Annotated in this window: 12 protein-coding genes and 1 tRNA gene; 9 read left to right on the top strand and 4 right to left on the bottom strand. The window is 74.3% G+C overall.

Annotated features, from left to right (window positions below; all coding sequences use genetic code 11):
• The first annotated feature begins 276 nt into the window (after positions 1-276).
• Together EBO36_RS11695 and EBO36_RS15910 are read left to right on the top strand one after the other, a co-directional pair.
• Positions 277-561 (top strand): WhiB family transcriptional regulator, encoded by a 285-nt coding sequence (locus EBO36_RS11695; RefSeq protein WP_465253903.1) that lies wholly within the window; start codon positions 277-279, stop codon positions 559-561.
• A gap of 244 nt (positions 562-805) precedes the next feature.
• The gene (locus tag EBO36_RS15910; protein ID WP_222928718.1) at positions 806-6022 is read left to right on the top strand and encodes a family 78 glycoside hydrolase catalytic domain; all 5217 of its coding nucleotides are present in this window, start codon (positions 806-808) and stop codon (positions 6020-6022) included.
• Here EBO36_RS15910 and EBO36_RS11680 read toward each other — a convergent pair.
• Complete coding sequence (locus tag EBO36_RS11680; RefSeq protein WP_164471458.1) at positions 5903-6997, bottom strand: thiamine biosynthesis protein ThiF; 1095 nt, start codon at positions 6995-6997, stop codon at positions 5903-5905. The two genes, EBO36_RS15910 and EBO36_RS11680, sit on opposite strands and share 120 nt — an antisense overlap.
• 123 nt (positions 6998-7120) lie before the next feature.
• On the opposite strand from EBO36_RS11680, the gene EBO36_RS11675 reads away from it, so the two are divergent.
• Positions 7121-7639 carry a M48 metallopeptidase family protein gene (locus EBO36_RS11675; protein WP_122825638.1) on the top strand — a complete coding sequence of 173 codons (519 nt, stop codon included), beginning with the start codon at positions 7121-7123 and terminating at the stop codon, positions 7637-7639.
• 80 nt (positions 7640-7719) lie between these two features.
• On the opposite strand, the gene EBO36_RS11670 is transcribed toward EBO36_RS11675, so the two are convergent.
• Positions 7720-9219, bottom strand: coding sequence for a zinc-dependent metalloprotease (locus EBO36_RS11670; protein WP_122824774.1), 1500 nt, complete (start codon positions 9217-9219; stop codon positions 7720-7722).
• Between the two features lie 114 nt (positions 9220-9333).
• Between EBO36_RS11670 and EBO36_RS11665 the strand changes: the two genes are divergently transcribed.
• Complete coding sequence (locus EBO36_RS11665; RefSeq protein ID WP_241236880.1) at positions 9334-10482, top strand: YlbL family protein; 1149 nt, start codon at positions 9334-9336, stop codon at positions 10480-10482.
• 24 nt (positions 10483-10506) lie between these two features.
• On the opposite strand, the gene EBO36_RS11660 is transcribed toward EBO36_RS11665, so the two are convergent.
• Complete coding sequence (locus EBO36_RS11660; protein WP_241236879.1) at positions 10507-11118, bottom strand: PPA1309 family protein; 612 nt, start codon at positions 11116-11118, stop codon at positions 10507-10509.
• A 218-nt stretch (positions 11119-11336) separates the two neighbouring features.
• Here EBO36_RS11660 and EBO36_RS11650 point away from each other — a divergent pair, with 218 nt between their 5' ends.
• Both EBO36_RS11650 and EBO36_RS11645 read left to right on the top strand, forming a co-directional pair.
• Positions 11337-14309 (top strand): UPF0182 family membrane protein, encoded by a 2973-nt coding sequence (locus tag EBO36_RS11650; protein WP_122824773.1) that lies wholly within the window; start codon positions 11337-11339, stop codon positions 14307-14309.
• Between the two features lie 154 nt (positions 14310-14463).
• Positions 14464-14537 (top strand) — tRNA-Met (locus tag EBO36_RS11645).
• A gap of 90 nt (positions 14538-14627) precedes the next feature.
• Here EBO36_RS11645 and EBO36_RS11640 read toward each other — a convergent pair.
• Complete coding sequence (locus EBO36_RS11640) at positions 14628-15773, bottom strand: ROK family protein (protein ID WP_244925278.1); 1146 nt, start codon at positions 15771-15773, stop codon at positions 14628-14630.
• Positions 15774-15914: 141 nt separating this feature from the next.
• Here EBO36_RS11640 and EBO36_RS11635 point away from each other — a divergent pair, with 141 nt between their 5' ends.
• Genes EBO36_RS11635 through EBO36_RS11625 form a run of 3 tightly spaced genes read left to right on the top strand, consistent with a single transcriptional unit; the run spans position 15915 to position 19224 of the window.
• Positions 15915-17312 carry an ABC transporter substrate-binding protein gene (locus EBO36_RS11635; RefSeq protein WP_122824772.1) on the top strand — a complete coding sequence of 466 codons (1398 nt, stop codon included), beginning with the start codon at positions 15915-15917 and terminating at the stop codon, positions 17310-17312.
• Entirely contained in the window at positions 17309-18319 is a 1011-nt protein-coding gene (locus EBO36_RS11630) for a carbohydrate ABC transporter permease (protein ID WP_122824771.1), read from the top strand. The genes EBO36_RS11635 and EBO36_RS11630 overlap by 4 nt, the downstream gene beginning before the upstream one ends.
• On the top strand, positions 18316-19224 hold the full coding sequence (locus EBO36_RS11625) for a carbohydrate ABC transporter permease (RefSeq protein WP_122824770.1): 909 nt from the start codon (positions 18316-18318) through the stop codon (positions 19222-19224). The genes EBO36_RS11630 and EBO36_RS11625 overlap by 4 nt, the downstream gene beginning before the upstream one ends.
• Positions 19225-19279 lie beyond the last annotated feature (55 nt).

The following is a 19279-nucleotide window of genomic DNA, read 5'->3' as shown; positions in this document are numbered from 1 at the left end:
CAGCCGCCGCGCGCGGCGTTCGCGTTGCCCTGTCCTGCTTCGGAGTCTCCGTCACGCAGGCACGCCCTCGCACCGCGCCTACCGGCAAGCCCGACGGCGCCCCGGCCCGGACCAGGTAGAACCACGTAGGTTCCCTCCCGACCGCGGCGCCGACAGGCCCGCGGTCCCGGTCTCGTTCTCCGAGCCCGATCCGCCGGCCGCCCCCGTCCCGGCCACTCACGGAGAACCCTCGTGCAGCTCACCACCCTTCTCGACCACGTCCCCCAGGGCTCGTCCCTGGCGTGGCCCCTCCGCGACGACGACGTCCGCGCGGAGGACGTCCTCGCGCCCCTGCCCTGCCAGAGCGCCGCGGAGGCCGACCTCTGGTTTGCCGAGCGGACGGCCGACGTCGAGCGCGCCAAGGCCCTGTGCGGACCCTGCCCCCTGCGGGCGAGCTGCCTCGCCGGGGCGATCGCCCGGTCCGAGCCGTGGGGCGTCTGGGGCGGCGAGGTGTTCCTCGAGGGCCGGGTCGTCCCCCGCAAGCGGGGCCGCGGCCGCCCGCCGAAGCGGGACGTCGGCTGAGTCCGGCCTCCCCGGCCCGCGAGGGCCCGCCACCCGTGCGGGTCCCGCGGGCCGTCGTCGTGACCCGGCGCCGTCGACCAATGGCTCCTCGGGAACTCCTTGTCGTCCCGGCGGGCCGGTGCTAGCGTCCCCGCCATCACGAACCTCAATGGCGTTGCGTTCGGCCGGGTATTGAATCGGTTCAAGCATCCGGGGGCCCGCGAGGGCCGGTACCACGCACTGCAGCGCGGTCAGGAGACCACCGATGCGTCGTAGCACCGCTCGTCCACCCCACCGCCGGCTGCTCGCGGCCGCCGTCGGGGCCGCCCTGCTCGTGCCCGCGCTCGCTCCGGCGGCCGGTGCCGCCCCTGACGTCGCCGCCGCGGCGTCGACGACGACGGTGGACCGCCTCCTCGTCGACGGGCTCGAGGACCCGCTGGGCATCGACGGCGACGCGCCGCGGCTCAGCTGGCAGCTCGACTCGGGGCGTCGCGGGGTCACCCAGGCCGCCTACGAGGTGCGCGCCGCCTCGAGCCTCGAGGGTCTCGCCGAGCCGGACCTGTGGTCGAGCGGCCGGGTGGCCTCCGACCAGCAGGTCGACGTCCTCTGGCAGGGACCGGCCCTCGCGTCCGGCACCCGGGTGCACTGGCAGGTGCGGGTGTGGGACGACACGGGCGAGGTCTCGGAGTGGAGCGAGCCCGCCTCGTTCGAGACCGGCCTGCTCTCCCCGGCAGACTGGACCGCGGACTGGGTCGGCGGCGTGGACCCGCGCGCGGTCGGCCAGGAGTGGGCGGACTACACCATCGCGTTCACCGCCTCGGGCATCGATGGTGCGCTCGGGGTCTACCTGCGCGGCCGCACCGACGACAACGCCTACATGTGGCAGCTGAGCGAGGCGGAGGGCACCCTGCGCCCGCACGTGAAGACGGGCGGTGCCTTCGCGGTCCTCCCCCCGGCGCCGTTCCCCGCCGGGTTCGACTGGGTCGCCCCGCACGACTACGAGATCACCGTCGCGGGCGCCACCATCACCACCCGCGTCGACGGCACCGTCATCGACACCCGCACCCACGGCGCGCACAGCGCCCCCGGCATCATGGGCTTCCGCACGAGCGGCCCCGAGCGGGGCCTCGTCCACGACATCACGGTCACCTCCGCCGACGGCACCGTCCTCGTCGACGAGGACTTCGAGGACGGCGGCGAGACGCTCTTCCGTGCCGGCACCGTCACCGACGGCGGCCTCCTCGTCACCGGCAACGCCGAGGCCTGGCTCACCGTGCCCGACCCCGTCCCGCTGCTGCGCACCGAGTTCACCGCGTCCGACGTCGTCTCGGCCCGGGTCTACGCCGCGGCGCGGGGGATCTACGAGCTGCGCCTCAACGGCGCCCCCGTCGGCGACCACGAGCTCGCGCCGGGCTGGACCGACTACCGCACCCGCATCCAGCACCAGACCTACGACGTCACCGACCTCGTCCGCGACGGCGAGAACGTGCTCGGCGCCGAGGTCGCCGACGGCTGGTACGCCGGCAGCGTCGGCATGTTCGGCCCGAACCGCTACGGGACCGACACCTCCGTCGTCGCCGAGCTCCACCTCACCCTCGCCGACGGCACCACGCGGGTGGTGACCACCGACGGCACGTGGCGCACCACCGGCGGGCCGCGCACCGCCGCCGACCTCCTCCACGGGGAGTCCTACGACGCCCGGCGCGCGGCCGAGCTCGCGGGCTGGGACGCCCCAGGGTTCGACGACGCCGGCTGGAGGCCCGTCGTCGTCCGCCCCTCGGCCACCGCGCAGCTCGAGCCGCAGACCGACCAGCCCGTACGCGTCACGCAGGAGCTCTCCGCCACCTACCTCTCCTCGCCGACGCCCGGCACGTGGATCTACGACCTCGGCCAGAACATGGTCGGCAAGGTCCGCGTCACCCTCGACGGCGACGCCGGGGACACCGTGCGGCTGAGGCACGCGGAGGTGCTCAACACCGACGGCACGATGTACACCGCCAACCTCCGCAGCGCGCGGGCCACGGACTACGTGACCCTCGCCGGTGGCGGCCCGCTCACCTACTCCCCGGAGTTCACCTTCCACGGCTTCCGGTACGTGGAGGTCTCCGGCGTGCCCGAGCGCCCCGACGCGGCCGACGTCGTCGGGGTCGTCATGGGCACCGACGGTGACCTCGTCAGCGAGCTCGACACCAGCTCGACCCTCGTCGACCAGCTGCAGAGCAACATCGTCTGGGGCATGCGCGGGAACTTCCTCTCCGTCCCCACCGACACCCCCGCCCGCGACGAGCGGCTCGGCTGGACCGGCGACATCAACGTCTTCGCCCGCACCGCCGTGTACAACATGGACGCCCAGGCGTTCCTCGCCAAGTGGCTGCAGGACCTGCGCGACACGCAGCGCGCCGACGGCGCCCTGCCCGGTATCGCCCCCATCGTGCCCGGGGTGTTCGACGGCGGGTACGGCCCGGCCGGCTGGATGGACGCCGGCGTCAACGTCCCGTGGACCATGTGGCAGGCCTACGGCGACACCGCCGTCATCCGCGAGAACCTCGACATGATGACCCGGTACGTCGACTACCTCGACGCCAGCTCGACGGGCGGCATCCGCGCCGTCGGCGGGTACAACGACTGGCTCAACCTCGACGACAACACCCCCGTGGAGGTCGTCGACACCGCGTTCGTCGCCAAGAGCGCGCGGCAGCTCTCCCAGATGGCCGCCGCGATCGGCGAGGACGAGATCGCCGAGCGCTACGCCCAGCTCTACGAGGACGTCCGCGCCGCGTACATCGCCACCTTCGTCGCGGCCGACGGCAGCGTGCGGGGCGACAGCCAGACGGCGTACATCCTCACCATCACCAACGACCTGGTCCCCGCGGACCGCCGCGACGCCCTCGCGGACCAGTTCATCGAGACGATCGAGCGGCGCGACTGGCACCTGTCGACCGGGTTCCTCGGCGTCGACGGCCTGCTGCCCGCGCTCACCGAGATCGGGCGCACCGACGTCGCCTACCGGCTGCTGCAGAACACCGACTACCCCTCGTGGGGCTACGAGATCGGCCACGGCGCCACGACGATCTGGGAGCGGTGGAACTCGATCATGCCGGACGGCAGCTTCGGCCCCGTCGACATGAACTCCTTCAACCACTACGCCTACGGGGCCGTGGGGGAGTGGATGTACCGGACGATGGCGGGCGTCTCGGCGCTCGAGCCTGGCTACCGCTCCATCCTCGTGGCCCCCGAGCCCGGCCCGGGGATCGACCGCGTCGACTTCACCCACGAGACCCGCTACGGCACCGTCCGCAGCGCGTGGGAGACCGGCCCCGGGGGCATCGTCCTCGAGGTGGAGGTGCCCGCCGGGACGACCGCCACGGTGCGGGTGCCCCACGACAACCGGTTCTCCATCACCGAGGGCGGTATCCCGGCCGAGGAGGCCGAGGGCGTGACCTTCGTCGAGGTGGCCGACGGCGACGTCGTCTACCGCGTGGGGTCGGGCTCCTACCGGTTCGCCGTCGACCCCGTCCTCGACCCGCTGGACCGCGCCGCGGCCGCCGTCGAGGCGCTCGCGGCCCGCATCGGCGAGCTCCTCGACGACGGCGCGGTGTCCGAGGACGCGGCCGCCCACCTGCGGGCCGAGCTCCGGGCGGTCGCCCGGACCATCCCCGACGCGCGCGCCGCCTACCTCGACGGCTCCGACGAGGCCGCCGATCACATCCACGACGCCCTGGCGACGCTCGCCGAGCTCGTCGCCTGGGTCGGGGAGCAGGGCGACGACGACGTCCAGCCCGAGGCCGCGGCCGAGATCGTCGAAGCCCTCGGGGTCATCGCCGGGCACCTCTCGGCGGCCTCGGCGGCCGTCCTCGGCGTCACGGCCCGCCTCGACCTGCCGGACGAGGCGGTGATGCCCGGCGAGACGGTGCGAGGCGAGGTCATCGTGACGAACACCGGGGACACCGCGCTCGCAGGCCTGACGGTCGCCCTCGTCGCGCCCGAGGGCTGGGAGATCCGCCCCGTCGGCGACGTCCCGGGCTCGGTGCCGGCCGGCGGGACCGTCACGGTCCGCTACGACCTGGTCGTCGGTGCCGACACCCCGTCGGGCCCCGCGACCGTGACCGGTGCGGTGTCCTACCGCCACGGCACCGGCACCGCCGCCCTGCCGGTGTCCGCGGACGTGCCGGTGGACACCGCCGTCCGGGTGGTCGCCGCCGCGGCGTCCCCCGCCGAGCTGACTCCCGGTGAGCTCACCGAGATCACCGCGACCCTCCACAACGACGCGGGCGTCGACGTCCGGCGGAGCGTCGAGGTGGTCATGCCCGCCGGCTGGACCGCGCCGGCGGCGCGCGAGGTCGAGGTGGGGGCGGGCGAGGACGTGGACGTCACGATCCGAGTCCGGGTCCCGCTCGGCGTCACCGAGGGGCCGGCGGCGCTCGTCGTCGCCGCCGGGGCGGGGGAGGAGGAGCGCCGCACCGTCGAGGTGGAGGTGGCCGTCGACACCCCGCCCGAGGAGTTCCTCGACCACGTCGACCTCGGCGTCACCGCCTCCGAGGAGGACCACGAGCTCACCGCGTCCGCGGCCTCGGGGATCTCGATGGAGGCCGGCCTCACCCGCCGGTACACCAACACCGCGGTGCCCGGCGGCTGGTTCGAGTTCGACCTCGAGGTGCCGACGGACGAGCCGTTCCTCGTGCGCCTCATCGAGACCTATGACCAGGCCCAGCTCAAGGACTACACGATGTCCTTCGACGGCGAGCCCGTGCACGTGCGCGCCCACCGGCGCACGGCCGGCGGGACAGGGTCGGTGACGTACCAGTTCCTCGTCGAGCCGTCCGCGGCCACGGCCGACGGCACGGTCCGCATGCGCTTCGACGACACGGGGCAGGGCTGGGACCCCTCGATCGCCGACGTGTGGTCCATCGCGGACGTCGAGGTGCCGACCGACCCGCCCACGGACCCGACGGACCCGCCCACCGACCCGACGGACCCGCCCACGGACCCGACGGACCCGCCAACGGACCCGACGGACCCGCCGACCGATCCGACGGACCCGCCAACGGACCCGACGGACCCGCCGACCGATCCGACGGACCCGCCAACGGACCCGACGGACCCGCCGACGGACCCGCCAACGGACCCGACGGACCCGCCGACCGATCCGACGGACCCGCCCAGCGGCAACCCCACCGACCCGCCGAGCGGCAACCCCACCGACCCACCGTCGGGCGGGCCGTCCGGGGCGCCGACCGACCCGCCGTCGGGTGGGCCGTCCGGAGCGCCGAGCGACCCGCCGTCGGGTGGGCCGTCCGGAGCGCCGAGCGACCCGCCGCCCGGGGGCGGCGCCCCCACGCGCGGCGGTCCCGGGGGTGACGACCTACCCGGCACCGGCGTCGGAGGGCTCGGGACGGGGCTCGCGGCCATGGTCGTCCTCCTCGCGCTGGGCGCCGCCGCCGTGACGGCCGTGTCCCGCCGGCGCCTGCTCCAGCGGCACTAGGTCGGTGCACCCGCAGGCCGGGTGCACCGACCAGCGCCGCACGGTCGGCACCGCCGTGGACGGCCCGAGCTCGAGGCTCGCCCCGTCCACGGCGACGGGCCGTCCGTCGAGGGCAGCGAGGACCTGACCCAGCGCTGTCGCGGCGCCGGCCTGGGCGAGGGACGCCTCGACACCGCGGTCCCGGGACCCGAGGAGCTGGGTGGCGATCGCCGGCCAGCAGGGGTCCGCGTCCCGGCGGTGGAGGTCGAGGCACCGCAGGCACGGCCCGTGGCCGGGACGCACGAGCGGGCCGACGACGACGTCGAGCTCGCGCACGAGGACGTTGAGGTGCACCACGTCCTCGCGCAGGAGCGGGCGCGTCCGGGCGGGGTCCGCGACGTCCTGGTCGACGAGGACGACGACGTCCGGCCGGGTCCCGCGCGGCGCCGACGTGCGCAGCGCCGGGTAGGTCGCCCGCAGGGCCGCGGGCGCCCGTTCCCGCCGAGGGTTCCCGACGTCGGCGAGGAGGTACCCGCCCGCCCCCACCTCGTCCCGGCGCACGGCCCCGGGACCGTCGGTGAGCACCGTGCCGACGCCCGCCGCGGCGAGGGCGGAGGCGAGCGTCATCCCCAGGCGACCGAGCCCGTGCACCGCGACGACGGCCCGGGCCCGGCGCGCGAGGAGCCGGGCGCCGTCGTTCCCGGCGCGGGTCCAGTGGTCGACGTCGGCGTCCTCGCGTACGGACACCGGCTGGTGGTCCAGCACGCCGGCCTGGTCGAGCAGCCGGACCAGGGTGCGGACCCGGCTCGCGGGGACCCCGGCGCTGCGGCCCAGGCTCAGCAGCTCGACGGTGGTCCGCTCGTGCTCGAGCTGGTCGAGGAGCCGCTGCTCGGCCGGTGCCAGCCCTTCGACGACGACGGCGCACCGTGGGTCGGTGCCCACCTGGCTCTCGCCCTCGCGCCGCCACAGCACGCTCAGTCCCGGTCGTACCCGCATCGCGCCTCCCACGCGCACCCTCGCACGGTGCGGCGCGGGAGCGGTGGGGCGGTCCCCAGGCTGTGGATCTCACGGTCCCGGGCGGTGTCGGGGGCCGCGGGTAGGTTGGGCGTCGTGCACGAGATCGAGGTCCGCCGGAGCCGCCGGCGCACGAAGACCGTCTCCGCCTTCTACGAGGGCGGGCGGGCCGTCGTCGCGATCCCCGACCGGTTCACGCCCGCGCAGGAGCGCGAGTGGGTGGACCGCATGGTCGCCCGGCTCCAGCGCGCCGAGCGACGTCGACGGCCCTCGGACGACGCGCTCGCGCAGCTCGCCGAGCAGCTCTCCGCCCAGTACCTCGGCGGCCGTGCTCGGCCGGAGTCGGTCTCGTGGGTGACCAACCAGGGGCGGCGCTGGGGCTCGTGCACCCCCGCGACCGGCACCATCCGGCTCTCTCACCACCTCCAGGGCATGCCGGCGTGGGTCCTCGAGTACGTCCTCCTCCACGAGCTGGCGCACCTGCTCGTCGGCGGCCACGGCCCGCGCTTCTGGGCCCTGCTCGCCGGCTACCCGCACACCGAGCGGGCCCGCGGCTTCCTCGAGGGGGTCGTCCATGCCGAGCAGCGCGCCGCGGTAGCGGACGAGGACGCCCGGTCCGCCTAGCGGCCGCCGGGTCGGCTAGCCGCGGCCGCCGGGTCGGGCCAGCCGCGGCTGCCGTCTCCGCCTAGCCGCGGCCTGCGGGCTCAGCCGCGCGCGTCGTCGGGGTTCGCGTTCCCGCCGTCGGGCTCGTCAGGGGTCACGTTCCCGCCGTCGGTCTCGTCGGTCTCGTCGGTCTCGTCGGACCCATCGGTGCCACCGATCCCGGCGTCGTCGAGCAGGCTCGCCAGGGCGGCGTCGACCTCCTCGTCGGCCACGGCCGCGGCATCGCGGCCGGAGACGAAGCCCTGCGGGTCGTCGAGCTCCTCGGCCGAGGGCATGAGGTCGGGGTGGGACCAGAGCGCGTCGCGCGCCTCGGGCCCGCGCTGGCGGCCCAGGCTCTCCCACAGCGTCGCGGCCTCGCGCAGCCGCCGCGGGCGCAGCTCGAGGCCGACGAGAGTGGCGAACGTCTGCTCGGCGGGGCCGCCCGCCGCTCGGCGGCGTCGGACCATCTCCCGCAGCGGGACCGCGTGGGGCAGGTGCGCGGCGACGGCCTGCGCACTCACCTCCTCCACCCAGCCCTCGACGAGCGCGAGCGCCGTCTCCAGGCGCACGAGCGCGGCCTTCTGGGCCGGGCTCTGCTCGAGCGCGAAGACGCCACCGGACAGGGCCTCGCGTAGCGACTCCGGGTCCGAGGGGTCGATGGAGCGCACCGCCTCCTCCATCGCCTCGGTGTCGATGGTGATCTCCCGGGCGTACGCCTCGACGGTGCCGAGGAGGTGCGAGCGCAGCCACGGGACGTGGGCGAACAGCCGGGCGTGCGCCACCTCGCGGACGGCGAGGAAGAGCCGCACCTCCTCCGGCGGGGCGTCGAGGCCCTCGCTGAAGGCCGCGACGTTGGCCGGTACGAGCGCGCAGTCCGGTCCCTCGACGAGGGGCAGGCCGGTGTCGGAGGCGCCGAACGCCTCGCCCGCGAGGGTCCCCACCGCCTGGCCGACCTGCATGCCGAACACGGCGCCGCCGAGCTGGCGGATGACCCCGCCGGCCGAGCCCATCTCCACGCCGAACGGCTGACCGAGCTCGGACAGCTCGAGCTCGCCGGCGCGGTCGGTGAGGGTCGACTCCAGGGCGGCGACGACGGACGACGCGACCGGCTCGGCGAGGCGCTTCCACGTGGGCAGGGTCTGCTCGACCCAGTCGGTGCGGCTCCAGGCGCGCTTGAAACCGCCGCTCGGGCCGAGCTCGGTGGCGGCGTCGAGCCAGAGGTCGGCGACCTGGAGGGCGGAGGTGACCTCGGCGGACTGGGCGGCCGAGACGGTCGGGTCGCCGGCCGCGCGGACCACCTGGTGGGCGACGTCGTGCGCGAGGCTCCAGTTCACCGGGGCGTCGCCGCCCGCAGCGAGGACCTGCTGCATCTGGGCGAGCATCATCGCCAGCTGGGCGGGGTCCTGCGGCAGGCCGGCCGCCCGCGCCATGGCGTCCGGGTCGAGGCCGGACTCGCGCATGGCGCGCATGGCCTCCTCGGCCGCCTCCGGACCCATCATGGAGCGCAGCAGCGCCTCCCAGCCCTCGTTCGCGTCGCCGTGGCGACCCGGTACCTCGCTCATTGCCGTGCTCCTGACGTCTCCCGGGGACTCCCACCGTAACCGCCCAGCGGGACCCGGGGCGCGGGGGGCGCCGTGGGCGCGGCAGGGCCGAGGCAGGTAGGTCATGATGTGCCGGTGCCGAAGCTGCGCCACCCCACCCTGCCGGTCGCCTCGTTCGACGACGTCGCCGGGCCGCCCACCGCCGAGGAGCGTCCGGCGTCCGTCTCGCCCCGGATGGTCACCGCCGTCGTCGCCAGCGTCGTGACGTTCGTCCTCGTCCTCGTCATGCTGCTCGTCCCGGCGCCCTACGCCGTCCAGAGCCCCGGTCCGACGGTCAACACGCTGGGGGAGGTCGACGGCACCCCGATGATCACCGTCGAGGGCGCCGAGACGTACCCGACCGAGGGCGAGCTCCGGCTCACCACCGTCTCCGTGGTCGGCGGGCCCGGGTACCCCGCCACGGTGGGGGACGTCCTGCGCGGGTGGCTCTCCCCGGTGCGCACCGTCGTGCCGCGCGAGGCGGTCTACGAGCCGGAGCAGACGGAGGAGGAGGTGGCCGAGGAGTCGACGGCGCAGATGACGTCCTCCCAGACGAACGCCTCCGTCGCGGCCCTCACCGAGCTGGGGTACGACGTCCCGGCCGTCCTCACCGTCGCCTCGGTGCCCGAGGACAGCGCCTCGGCCGGCATCGTCGAACCGGACGACGTCGTCCAGGCGATCACCCTCGAGGGGGGCGAGCCGACCGACGTGCCGTCGTTCGACGCGCTCTCCGACGTCCTCGCGGACACGCCGCCGGGGACCCCCGTGCGGCTCAGCGTCCTGCGCGGGGGCGAGGAGCTCGAGCTCGACGTCGTCACGGGAGACGACGGGAACGGCGGCAGCCTGCTCGGCGTGCTCATCGCCCCCGACGTCGACCTCCCCGTGGACGTCGAGGTCGCCATCGAGCAGATCGGCGGGCCGAGCGCCGGGCTGATGTTCGCCCTCGGCATCATCGACGTCCTCACGCCGGGTCCGCTCACCGGCGGCGAGGACATCGCCGGGACCGGCACGATCAGCCTGGACGGTGACGTCGGACCGATCGGCGGCATCGAGCAGAAGCTCGCCGGTGCGCGGCGGGACGGTGCCGAGTGGTTCCTCGCGCCGGTGGAGAACTGCGCGTCCGTCGTCGGGCACGTCCCCGACGGGCTGCAGGTGGTCGCGGTGGACACCCTCGCCCAGGCCCGGGACGCCGTCGAGGCCATCGCGGCCGGCGAGGGGGACTCCCTGCCCGGCTGCGCGGCCTGACACCGGCCCGGGCGCCCCGCCCGGCTACGCCAGCGTGGCGAGCAGCGCCTGGACCAGCCCGGGGACGGCGTCGGGCGAGCCCGCCACGGCCTCGTCGGTGTCGTGCGCGCGGGAGCGCAGCGCGCACCACGACTCCCCGGTGCGGAGCACCCCGGCGGCGATCCGCACATCCTGGCGCGCCGGGTGGGAGCTGAGGTAGGCGACCGCCTCCTCCGGGTCCTCGGGCATGCCGGTCTCGGCCTCCGGGGGCACGACCACCCGCTCGACGACGATCGCGGCGCCGTCGACGCTCTCGGGCCAGCCCAGCTGGCCGAGGAGCTCCTCGAGGGTGTCGGCCTCGGGCAGGCCCTCCTGCTCGATGGAGGTGAGGTGCTCGGGGTCCGCGGCGGCCGCCTCGGCGGCGCCGGGGGGCAGCTGCGCCGCCAGGCCGGGGTTGGTCGCCAGCGCCCGCGCGGTGTTGACCAGGGCGAAGACGAGGACGGGCACGTCCCACCCGAGCGTGCTCACGTGCCGCTCGATGTCGACGACGGCGCCGGTGATGGCGCGCTGGCGGGCGTCGGCCGGGGGCGCGGCGGCGTCGGACGCGGCGGCGCCGGACGAGGGGGCGTCGGAGGAGGAGGGGGTGTCGGCGTTCATCCCGCCATGATCGCGCACCCGGGAGGCGTCGGCCGGTCGGGGTGCACCCGACCGGGGGCGACCCCCGTGTGGGAACCTTGACGCAGGGCGCAGCGTTCACGTGACGTGCGCCCCCGCGCACACCCGACGACCGCAGATCCCGAGGTGCTCAACCCGTGTCGACCGCTTCCGTCCGACGGCCCCCTCGTCCCCGGCCGCCCCGCCGCCGCGGGGCCCTGGTGCCGACCCTCGTCATCCTCGCCGTCCTCGCCGTCCTCCTCATGCTCATGGCGCAGCTGTGGACCGAGGTGCTGTGGTTCAGCCACCTCGGCTTCGAGTCCGTGCTGTGGACCGAGTGGGCGAGCCGGGCGGCCCTGTTCGCCATCGGCGCCCTCGTCATGGGGGGCGCGGTGTTCGCCGGGCTGTCGGCCGCCTACCGCAGCCGGCCCGTCTACGCGCCGGTCACCCCCGAGCAGCAGAACCTCGACCGGTACCGGGAGAGCATCGAGCCGCTACGGCGCCTCGTCATGATCGGCGCGCCCATCGTCCTCGGGCTCTTCGCCGGTGTCTCCCTCAGCGGGTCCTGGCGCACGGTCCTCATGTGGGTCAACCAGGAGCCGTTCGGCGCGACCGACCCCGAGTTCGGGCTGGACATCTCCTTCTTCGTCTTCACGCTGCCCATGCTGCGCACCGCCGTCTCCTTCCTCATGACGGTCGTGTTCATCACCGCGGCGGCCTCGCTCGTCACGCACTACCTCTACGGCGGCATCCAGCCCACGTCGCCGGTGCAGAAGGTCACCAGCGCCGCCCGGATGCAGCTGGCGGTCCTCGCCGCCGTCTTCGTCCTCCTCGTCGCCGGCAGCTACTTCCTCGACCGGTACTCCCTCATGGTGAGCGAGAACGAGCGGTTCGCCGGTGCCTCCTACGCCGACATCGAGGCCAACCTCCCGGCGCGCACCATCCTCGCGATCATCGCGGTCGTCGTCGCCGTCCTCTTCGTCGTCGCCGCGTTCCGCGGGAACTGGATCCTGCCCGCGGCGGGCGTGGGCCTCATGGTCGTCTCCGCCGTCGTCGTCGGCGGGATCTACCCCGCGGTGGTCCAGCGCTTCCAGGTGGACCCCAACGCCGTCGAGGCGGAGTCGCCGTTCATCCAGCGCAACATCGACGCGACCCTGGCCGCGTACGGCCTGGACGACGTCCAGACCGAGACGTACGCGGCCACGACCGAGACCGAGCCCGGCCAGCTGCGTGAGGACAGCGAGTCCACCGCCAGCATCCGCCTGCTCGACCCCAACGTCGTCTCCCCGACGTTCCGCCAGCTCCAGCAGAACCGGCAGTACTACGACTTCGCCGAGACCCTGTCGGTGGACCGGTACGAGATCGACGGCGAGAAGCGCGACACCGTCATCGCCGTGCGCGAGCTCAACCAGCGCGGCCTGGGCGACGACCAGCGGACCTGGGTCAACGACCACACCGTCTACACCCACGGCTTCGGCGTGGTCGCCGCCTACGGCAACACCGTCTCCGGTGACGGCCAGCCCGCGTTCTTCCAGGGCGGTATCCCCAGCACCGGCCAGCTCGGCGACTACGAGCCCCGCGTGTACTTCGGCCAGAACACCCCGGCCTACTCCATCGTCGGCGCCCCCGAGGGCACCAGCCCCTGGGAGCTGGACTACCCCGACGACGACGCCGAGAACGGCCAGGTGGAGACCACCTACGCCGGCGACGGCGGGCCGAGCCTCGGGAACTTCTGGAACCAGCTCCTCTACGCCATCCGCTTCGGCTCCGAGCAGATCCTCTTCTCCGACCGCGTCAACGACGAGTCGCAGATCCTCTACGACCGCGACCCGCACGTGCGGGTCGGCAAGGTCGCCCCGTACCTCACCCTCGACGGCCGGGCCTACCCCGCCGTCGTCGACATGGACGACGACCCGGCCACGCCCAAGGAGCTCGTCTGGATCGTCGACGGCTACACGACGACGAACGAGTACCCCTACTCGGCCCGCGAGTCCCTCGAGGAGGCGACGACGGACGCGCTCACGGACTCCACCGGCGGCGTCGTCATCGGCCCTGCGCCGGAGGAGGTCAACTACATCCGCAACTCCGTCAAGGCGGTCGTCAACGCCTACGACGGCGAGGTGACGCTCTACCAGTGGGACGAGGGGGACCCGATCCTCGCCACCTGGCAGAACATCTTCCCCGACCAGCTGCGGCCGATCTCGGAGATCAGCGGCGACCTCATGAGCCACCTGCGCTACCCCGAGGACCTCTTCAAGGTCCAGCGCGAGCTGCTCAGCCGCTACCACGTCACCGACGCGGAGGCGTTCTACTCCGGCGGTAACTTCTGGAACAGCCCCAACGACCCGACGTCGAACGAGGCCGAGGCGCAGCCGCCGTTCTACCTCACGCTCCAGATGCCCGACCAGGACCAGGCGCAGTTCTCCCTGACGTCGAGCTTCATCCCGGGCGGCACGACGGACCGGAACATCCTCACCGGCTTCCTCGCGGTGGACTCCGAGACGGGCAGCACGCCCGGCGAGGTACGCGACGGGTACGGCCAGATGCGCCTGCTCGAGCTGCCGTCCGACGTCACCGTCCCCGGACCCGGCCAGGTGCAGAACAACTTCAACGCCAACCCGGCGATCTCCACCGAGCTCAACCTCCTCGAGACCGGGGGGTCGCAGGTCAAGCGCGGGAACCTGCTCACCCTCCCGGTCGGTGGCGGCCTGCTCTACGTCCAGCCGGTGTACGTCCAGGCGTCGGCGGGCACGCAGTACCCGCTGCTCCAGCGCGTGCTCGTCGCCTTCGGTGAGGAGATCGGGTTCGCCCCCACCCTCACCGAGGCGCTCGACCAGGTCTTCGGTGGAGACTCCGGCGCCGAGGGCGGGGACGCCGACGTCGTCGGCGAGGTCGGGGAGGACCCGCCGGCCGACGAGCCGGTGGGCACGACCGAGGTGGACGCCGCCGCCCAGGAGCGGCTCACCGCCGCCCTGGAGGAGGCGCGCCAGGCGGTCGCCGAGGGCCAGGCCGCGCTGAGCGAGGGCGACTGGACCGCGTACGGCGAGGCGCAGCAGCGCCTCGACGCCGCCCTGGCCGAGGCGCTCGAGGCCGAGGGCGCGCTCGCGCAGGGCGCGGACGCCCCGGCCGACGGCGCGACCGACGCGCCGACCGAGGCTCCGACCGACGCCGCCACGGAGGGCGACGGCGGCTGACCCAGGCCGCCCGAGGCCACCCGACGGGGCCCGCCAGGTTCGTCCTGGCGGGCCCCGTCGGCGTCCGCCCGGAGGCGGGGCGGATGGGTGAGGGGGCTCACAGGACGCGAAGTTGCCCCGCCCGGGCCCGGCGGCATAGTGTGGTGCTTACCGACGCGGGGTGGAGCAGCTCGGTAGCTCGCCGGGCTCATAACCCGGAGGTCGCAGGTTCAAATCCTGCCCCCGCTACAAGAAGATGAAGGCCCGGACCAGTGGTCCGGGCCTTCGTCGTTCCCCGTCCGGCCTTTGTCCGCGTTCGGCCTTCGCTCGCCGAGCTGGTCACGCGAGCCGGGCGTTCACCGCCGCCGGGGAGAACTCGTTCTCCACGAGGAGGCGGGCCATGCCCACGGAGGCGGCGTCGTCGCCGAGGGTCGCCAGGGCCACGGTGAGGTGGCGCGTCGCCCGCGGGAGAGAGCGCGGGTAGAGGGTCTCGCGCACCCCGGCGAGCAGCGGCGTGGAGGCCAGCGCACCGCCGAGAAGGACGACGCCCGGGTTGAGCACGCTGACGACGGTCGCCATCACCTCCCCGATCCGGCGCCCGGCCTCCTGCGTGAGGCGGGCGGCATCGGCGTCCCCGGCGGCGAGCCGGGCCCCCACGTCCCGTCCCGAGGATGCCGGGATGCCGAGCTCGGACAGCGCCCGCGCCACCGCCCGCCCACCGGCGACGGCGGCGAGGCAGCCCTGGGCGCCGCACCGGCACCGGGCCTGCGGGTCGTCGGTCACCCGGACGTGGCCGATGTCGCCGGCGCCGCCGTCGACCCCGGCGTACACGCGACCGTCGAGGACGATGCCGGTCCCGATGCCGGTCGAGACCTTGACGAGGCACAGGGCGGGCGAGTCGGGGTACCCGACGGTCTGCTCGCCGAGGGCGGCGGCGTCGGCGTCGTTCGCCACGACGACGCTCACGCCGAACTCGTCCGTGAGGCGGTCGGGGATGGGGTACCCATCCCACCCGGGCATGATCGGCGGCTGGCTCGGCCGGCCGGTCTCGGGGTCGACGGGGCCGGGGATGCTGACCCCCACACCCGCCAGGGGCACGCCCCCGGCGGCGGGGTGCGCGAGCAGGCGCCGGACGGACCGGGCCACCTCGTGGAGCGTGCGCTCGGGGCCGTCGGCCACGGCGACGTCGAACGAGTCACGGGCGAGGATGCGACCGGACAGGTCGGCGAGCGCCGTGGTGGTGTGGGTGGTGTTCACCGTGGCGGTGACGAGGCGGGAGTGGTCGGAGTTGACGACGAGGCGTCGTGGTCGGCGCCCGCCCGTGGGTCCGTGGGTGCCGTCCTCGATGAGGAGCCGCGCCTCGAGGAGCGCGTCCACCCGCTGCGCCACGGTCATCCGGGACAGGCCCGTGACCTCGAGGATCCCGCCCCGCGTGGTGGCCCGGCCCCGCCGGACCAGATCAAGGACGTCACCCGGTCCTGGCACGTGCTCCTCCTCGAGGACGCGGGCGAGGGCCGGACCGGGCGAGCGCCGGGTCTGCTTCGTCGCCTCAAGATGCTTGACGAGTAGGCATCCTATGCTCAACGCTTAGGCACAAGGGACGCCTGACCGACGGAGGTCCGTGCCATGCCGACGACGCGTCGCCCTGCGGGGCGGGCCACGAGCGCGGCCGCCCTGGCCGCCTGCGCGGCCCTTGTCCTCGCGGCCTGCTCCGGGGGCGACGACGACGCGGACGGCGGCATCACGGTGTGGATCCAGGAGGACCTCCCCGACCGCGTCGCGGCCACCCAGGAGATCGTCGACGGCTTCACCTCCGCCAGCGGCATCGCCGTCGAGCTCGTCCCCGTCGGGGAGGACCAGTTCAACCAGCTCCTCATCTCGGCCGCCGCGGCAGGCGACCTCCCGGACGTCATCGGTGGGGTGTCCCTGCCCCAGGTGCGCACGCTGTCCGCGAACGAGCTCCTCGACGTCGACGCGGTCGCCGAGGTGGTCCAGACGCTCGGCGAGGACACCTTCACCGGCCGGGCGCTCGAGCTCACCCGGGACGGCGACGCCCAGCTCGCGGTACCGAGCGAGTCGTGGCTCCAGCTGCTGTACTACCGCACCGACCTCTTCGAGGCGGCCGGCCTCGACCCGCCCACCTCCTACGACGCGATCCTCGCCGCCGCCGAGGAGCTCGACACCGAGGACCTCGCCGGCTTCGTCGGGGCCACCGCCCCGGGGGACGCCTTCACCGAGCAGACGTTCGAGCACGTCGCCCTCGGCAACGGCTGCGAGCTGGTCGACGAGGGCGGCGAGGTCACCCTCGACAGCCCCGCGTGCGTCGAGGCGCTCGACTTCTACGGCACCCTCGTCCAGGAGCACTCCGTGCCCGGTGCGCAGGACGTCGACACGGTGCGCGCGTCGTACTTCGCCGGTCAGGCCGCCATGTTCATCTGGTCCACGTTCGTCCTCGACGAGATGGCCGGCCTGCGCAACGACGCCATGCCGAGCTGTGACGAGTGCGCCGAGAACCCCGCGTTCCTCGCCGAGAACACCGGCGTCGTCACCGCCATCGACGGGCCGTCGGGCGGGGAGCCCGCCCAGTTCGGCGAGGTGACCTCGTGGACGGTGGTGGGCGAGTCCGACCGCGACGGCGCGGTGGCCTTCGTCGAGCACATGATGACCGACGGCTACCTCGACTGGATCGCCATCGCCCCCGAGGGCAAGGTGCCGGTGCGGGTGGGGACGGCCGAGAACCCGACCGAGTTCACCGACGCCTGGGCCGAGCTGCCCGTCGGGGTGGACACCAAGGCCCCGCTGGCGGACTTCTACGCCCCGGAGGTCCTCGAGGCGCTGCGCGCGGGCCCGGAGGGCCTGTCCCGGTGGGCGCTCGAGCAGGGCCAGGGGGACCTGCTCGGGGCGACCCAGGGCGAGCAGCCCGTCGCGACTGCCGTCAACGAGGTGAGCTCGGGGAGCGAGGCCCGCTCGACCGCCGAGACCGCCGCAGAAGCGGTGCGGTCCATCCAGGAGTCGGTCTCGTGAGCTCGCTCGCGCAGGGCGCAGCCGGCGTCCCGGCGCCCGTCGCCCCCGGGGCCCGGGGCGGGCGCAGGGTGCGACGCTCCTCGCGCGCCCGGGAGGAGTCGCGCACCGGCCTGCTCCTCATCACCCCGACGTTCGTCATCGTCGTCGCGGTGGTGGTGCTCCCCGTGCTGTGGACCGTCTCGCTGGCCTTCCAGCGGGTCCGGCTCCTCGACCTGCGCGACACGGGTGTCCTGGGGGACTACACCCTGGCCAACCTCGCCGACGTGCTCACCTCACCCGGCTTCCTCGAGTCCCTGCGCACGACGCTCGTGTACTCCGTGGGCGGGACCGCCTGCGCGATCGGCATCGGGCTCGTCGCCGCGCTGGCGCTGCGCCGGCCCTTCCGCGGCCGCGGAGCCGTGCGCGCGGCGATGCTGCTGCCCTACGTGGCGCCCGTCGTCGCCGCGACCTTCGTGTGGAGCACGGCGCTGTCCCCGCAGTTCGGCGTCGTCAACCACTGGGGCACCGAGCTCCTCGGCTGGGACGAGCCCATCGCCTTCCTCAGCTCGCGCGCCGACACCTTCTCCCTGCTCGGCTGGGAGATCACCGTGCCGACGGCGCTGCTCACCGTCATCGCCTTCGAGGCCTGGCGCTCGTTCCCCTTCGCGTTCCTCTTCCTCACCGCCCGGCTCCAGGCGGTGCCCGAGACGCTCGACGAGGCCGCCCGGGTGGACGGCGCGACGCCCAGCCAGCGCTTCCGCCACATCCTGCTCCCGCAGCTGCTGCCCACCATCGCGGTGCTCAGCGTGCTCCGCTTCATCTGGACCTACAACAACTTCGACGACATCTACCTCCTCACCGGCGGTGGGGCGGGCACCCAGGTGGTGGCGGTCCGGGTGTTCGACTACCTCACGGCGCGCGGCGACATCGGCGCCGCGGCCGCGCAGGCCCTCGTCCTCGCCGTCATCCTCGCCGTCGCCGTCACGGCCTACCTGCGCCTCTTCGGGCGCCGGGAGGAGGTCGCATGAGCAGCGCCGCGACCCGCGGTCCAGAGCGCCGGCGCGGGCTCTCGCGCGACGCCGTCGAGAACGCGCTCCTGCGCGTGGCCCGCCCCGTGGTCATCGTGCTCCTGCTCCTCATCGCCGTCGTGCCGTTCTGGTACATGGTCGTCCTGTCCTTCCGCCCCCTGGACGCCGTGGCGCGCGACCCGGGCGCGCTGTGGGTCCCGCTCGCCGACATCACCTGGTCCACGTACCTGTCGGTGCTGCGGCCGGTCGCCGAGGGCGGCCAGGACTTCCTCGTCTTCATCCGCAACAGCCTCGTCGTCGCGCTGGGCACCGTCGTGCTCTCGCTCCTCGTGGCGGTGCCCGGGGCCTACGCGGTGAGCCGCCTGGAGTTCTTCGGCCGCCGCCGGATCAGCGCACTGTTCCTCGCCGTGTACTTCTTCCCGGCGATCCTCCTCGCCGTCCCGTTGTTCGTCTTCTTCACCCGGATCGGCCTGCGGGGCTCGCTGGTGGGGCTCCTCATCGTCTACGTCGCCCAGGTCGCCGCCGTGACGATCTACATGCTCCGCAACTACTTCGACACGATCCCGGTGAGCCTCGAGGAGGCGGCCGCGCTCGACGGCTGCTCGCGGCTGCAGGTGATGCGGCGGATCGCGCTCCCGCTCGCCATGCCCGCGATCGTCTCCAACGGGCTGTTCGTCTTCATGATCGCGTGGAACGAGTTCCTCTTCGCGCTGCTCTTCCTCATCGAGCGGCGCGACTCGTGGACCGTCTCCCTCGGCCTGTCCCAGCTGGCGGGGAGCATCGAGGTGCCCACCACCGTGCTCATGGCGGGCTCGGTGATCCTCACGCTGCCGATCGTCATCCTCTTCTTCGCCAGTGAACGGCTCCTCGTCGGCGGTCTCACCGCGGGGGCCGAGAAGGGCTGAGACCGCACACCGCACCCGCCGAGGTCGGCGCCCGCCCCGCGCCTGACGACGCCCG

It is taken from the genome of Georgenia faecalis, assembly GCF_003710105.1.
GTDB classification, from domain to species: domain Bacteria; phylum Actinomycetota; class Actinomycetes; order Actinomycetales; family Actinomycetaceae; genus Georgenia_A; species Georgenia_A faecalis.
This window is presented reverse-complemented; position numbering and strand designations above follow the sequence as displayed.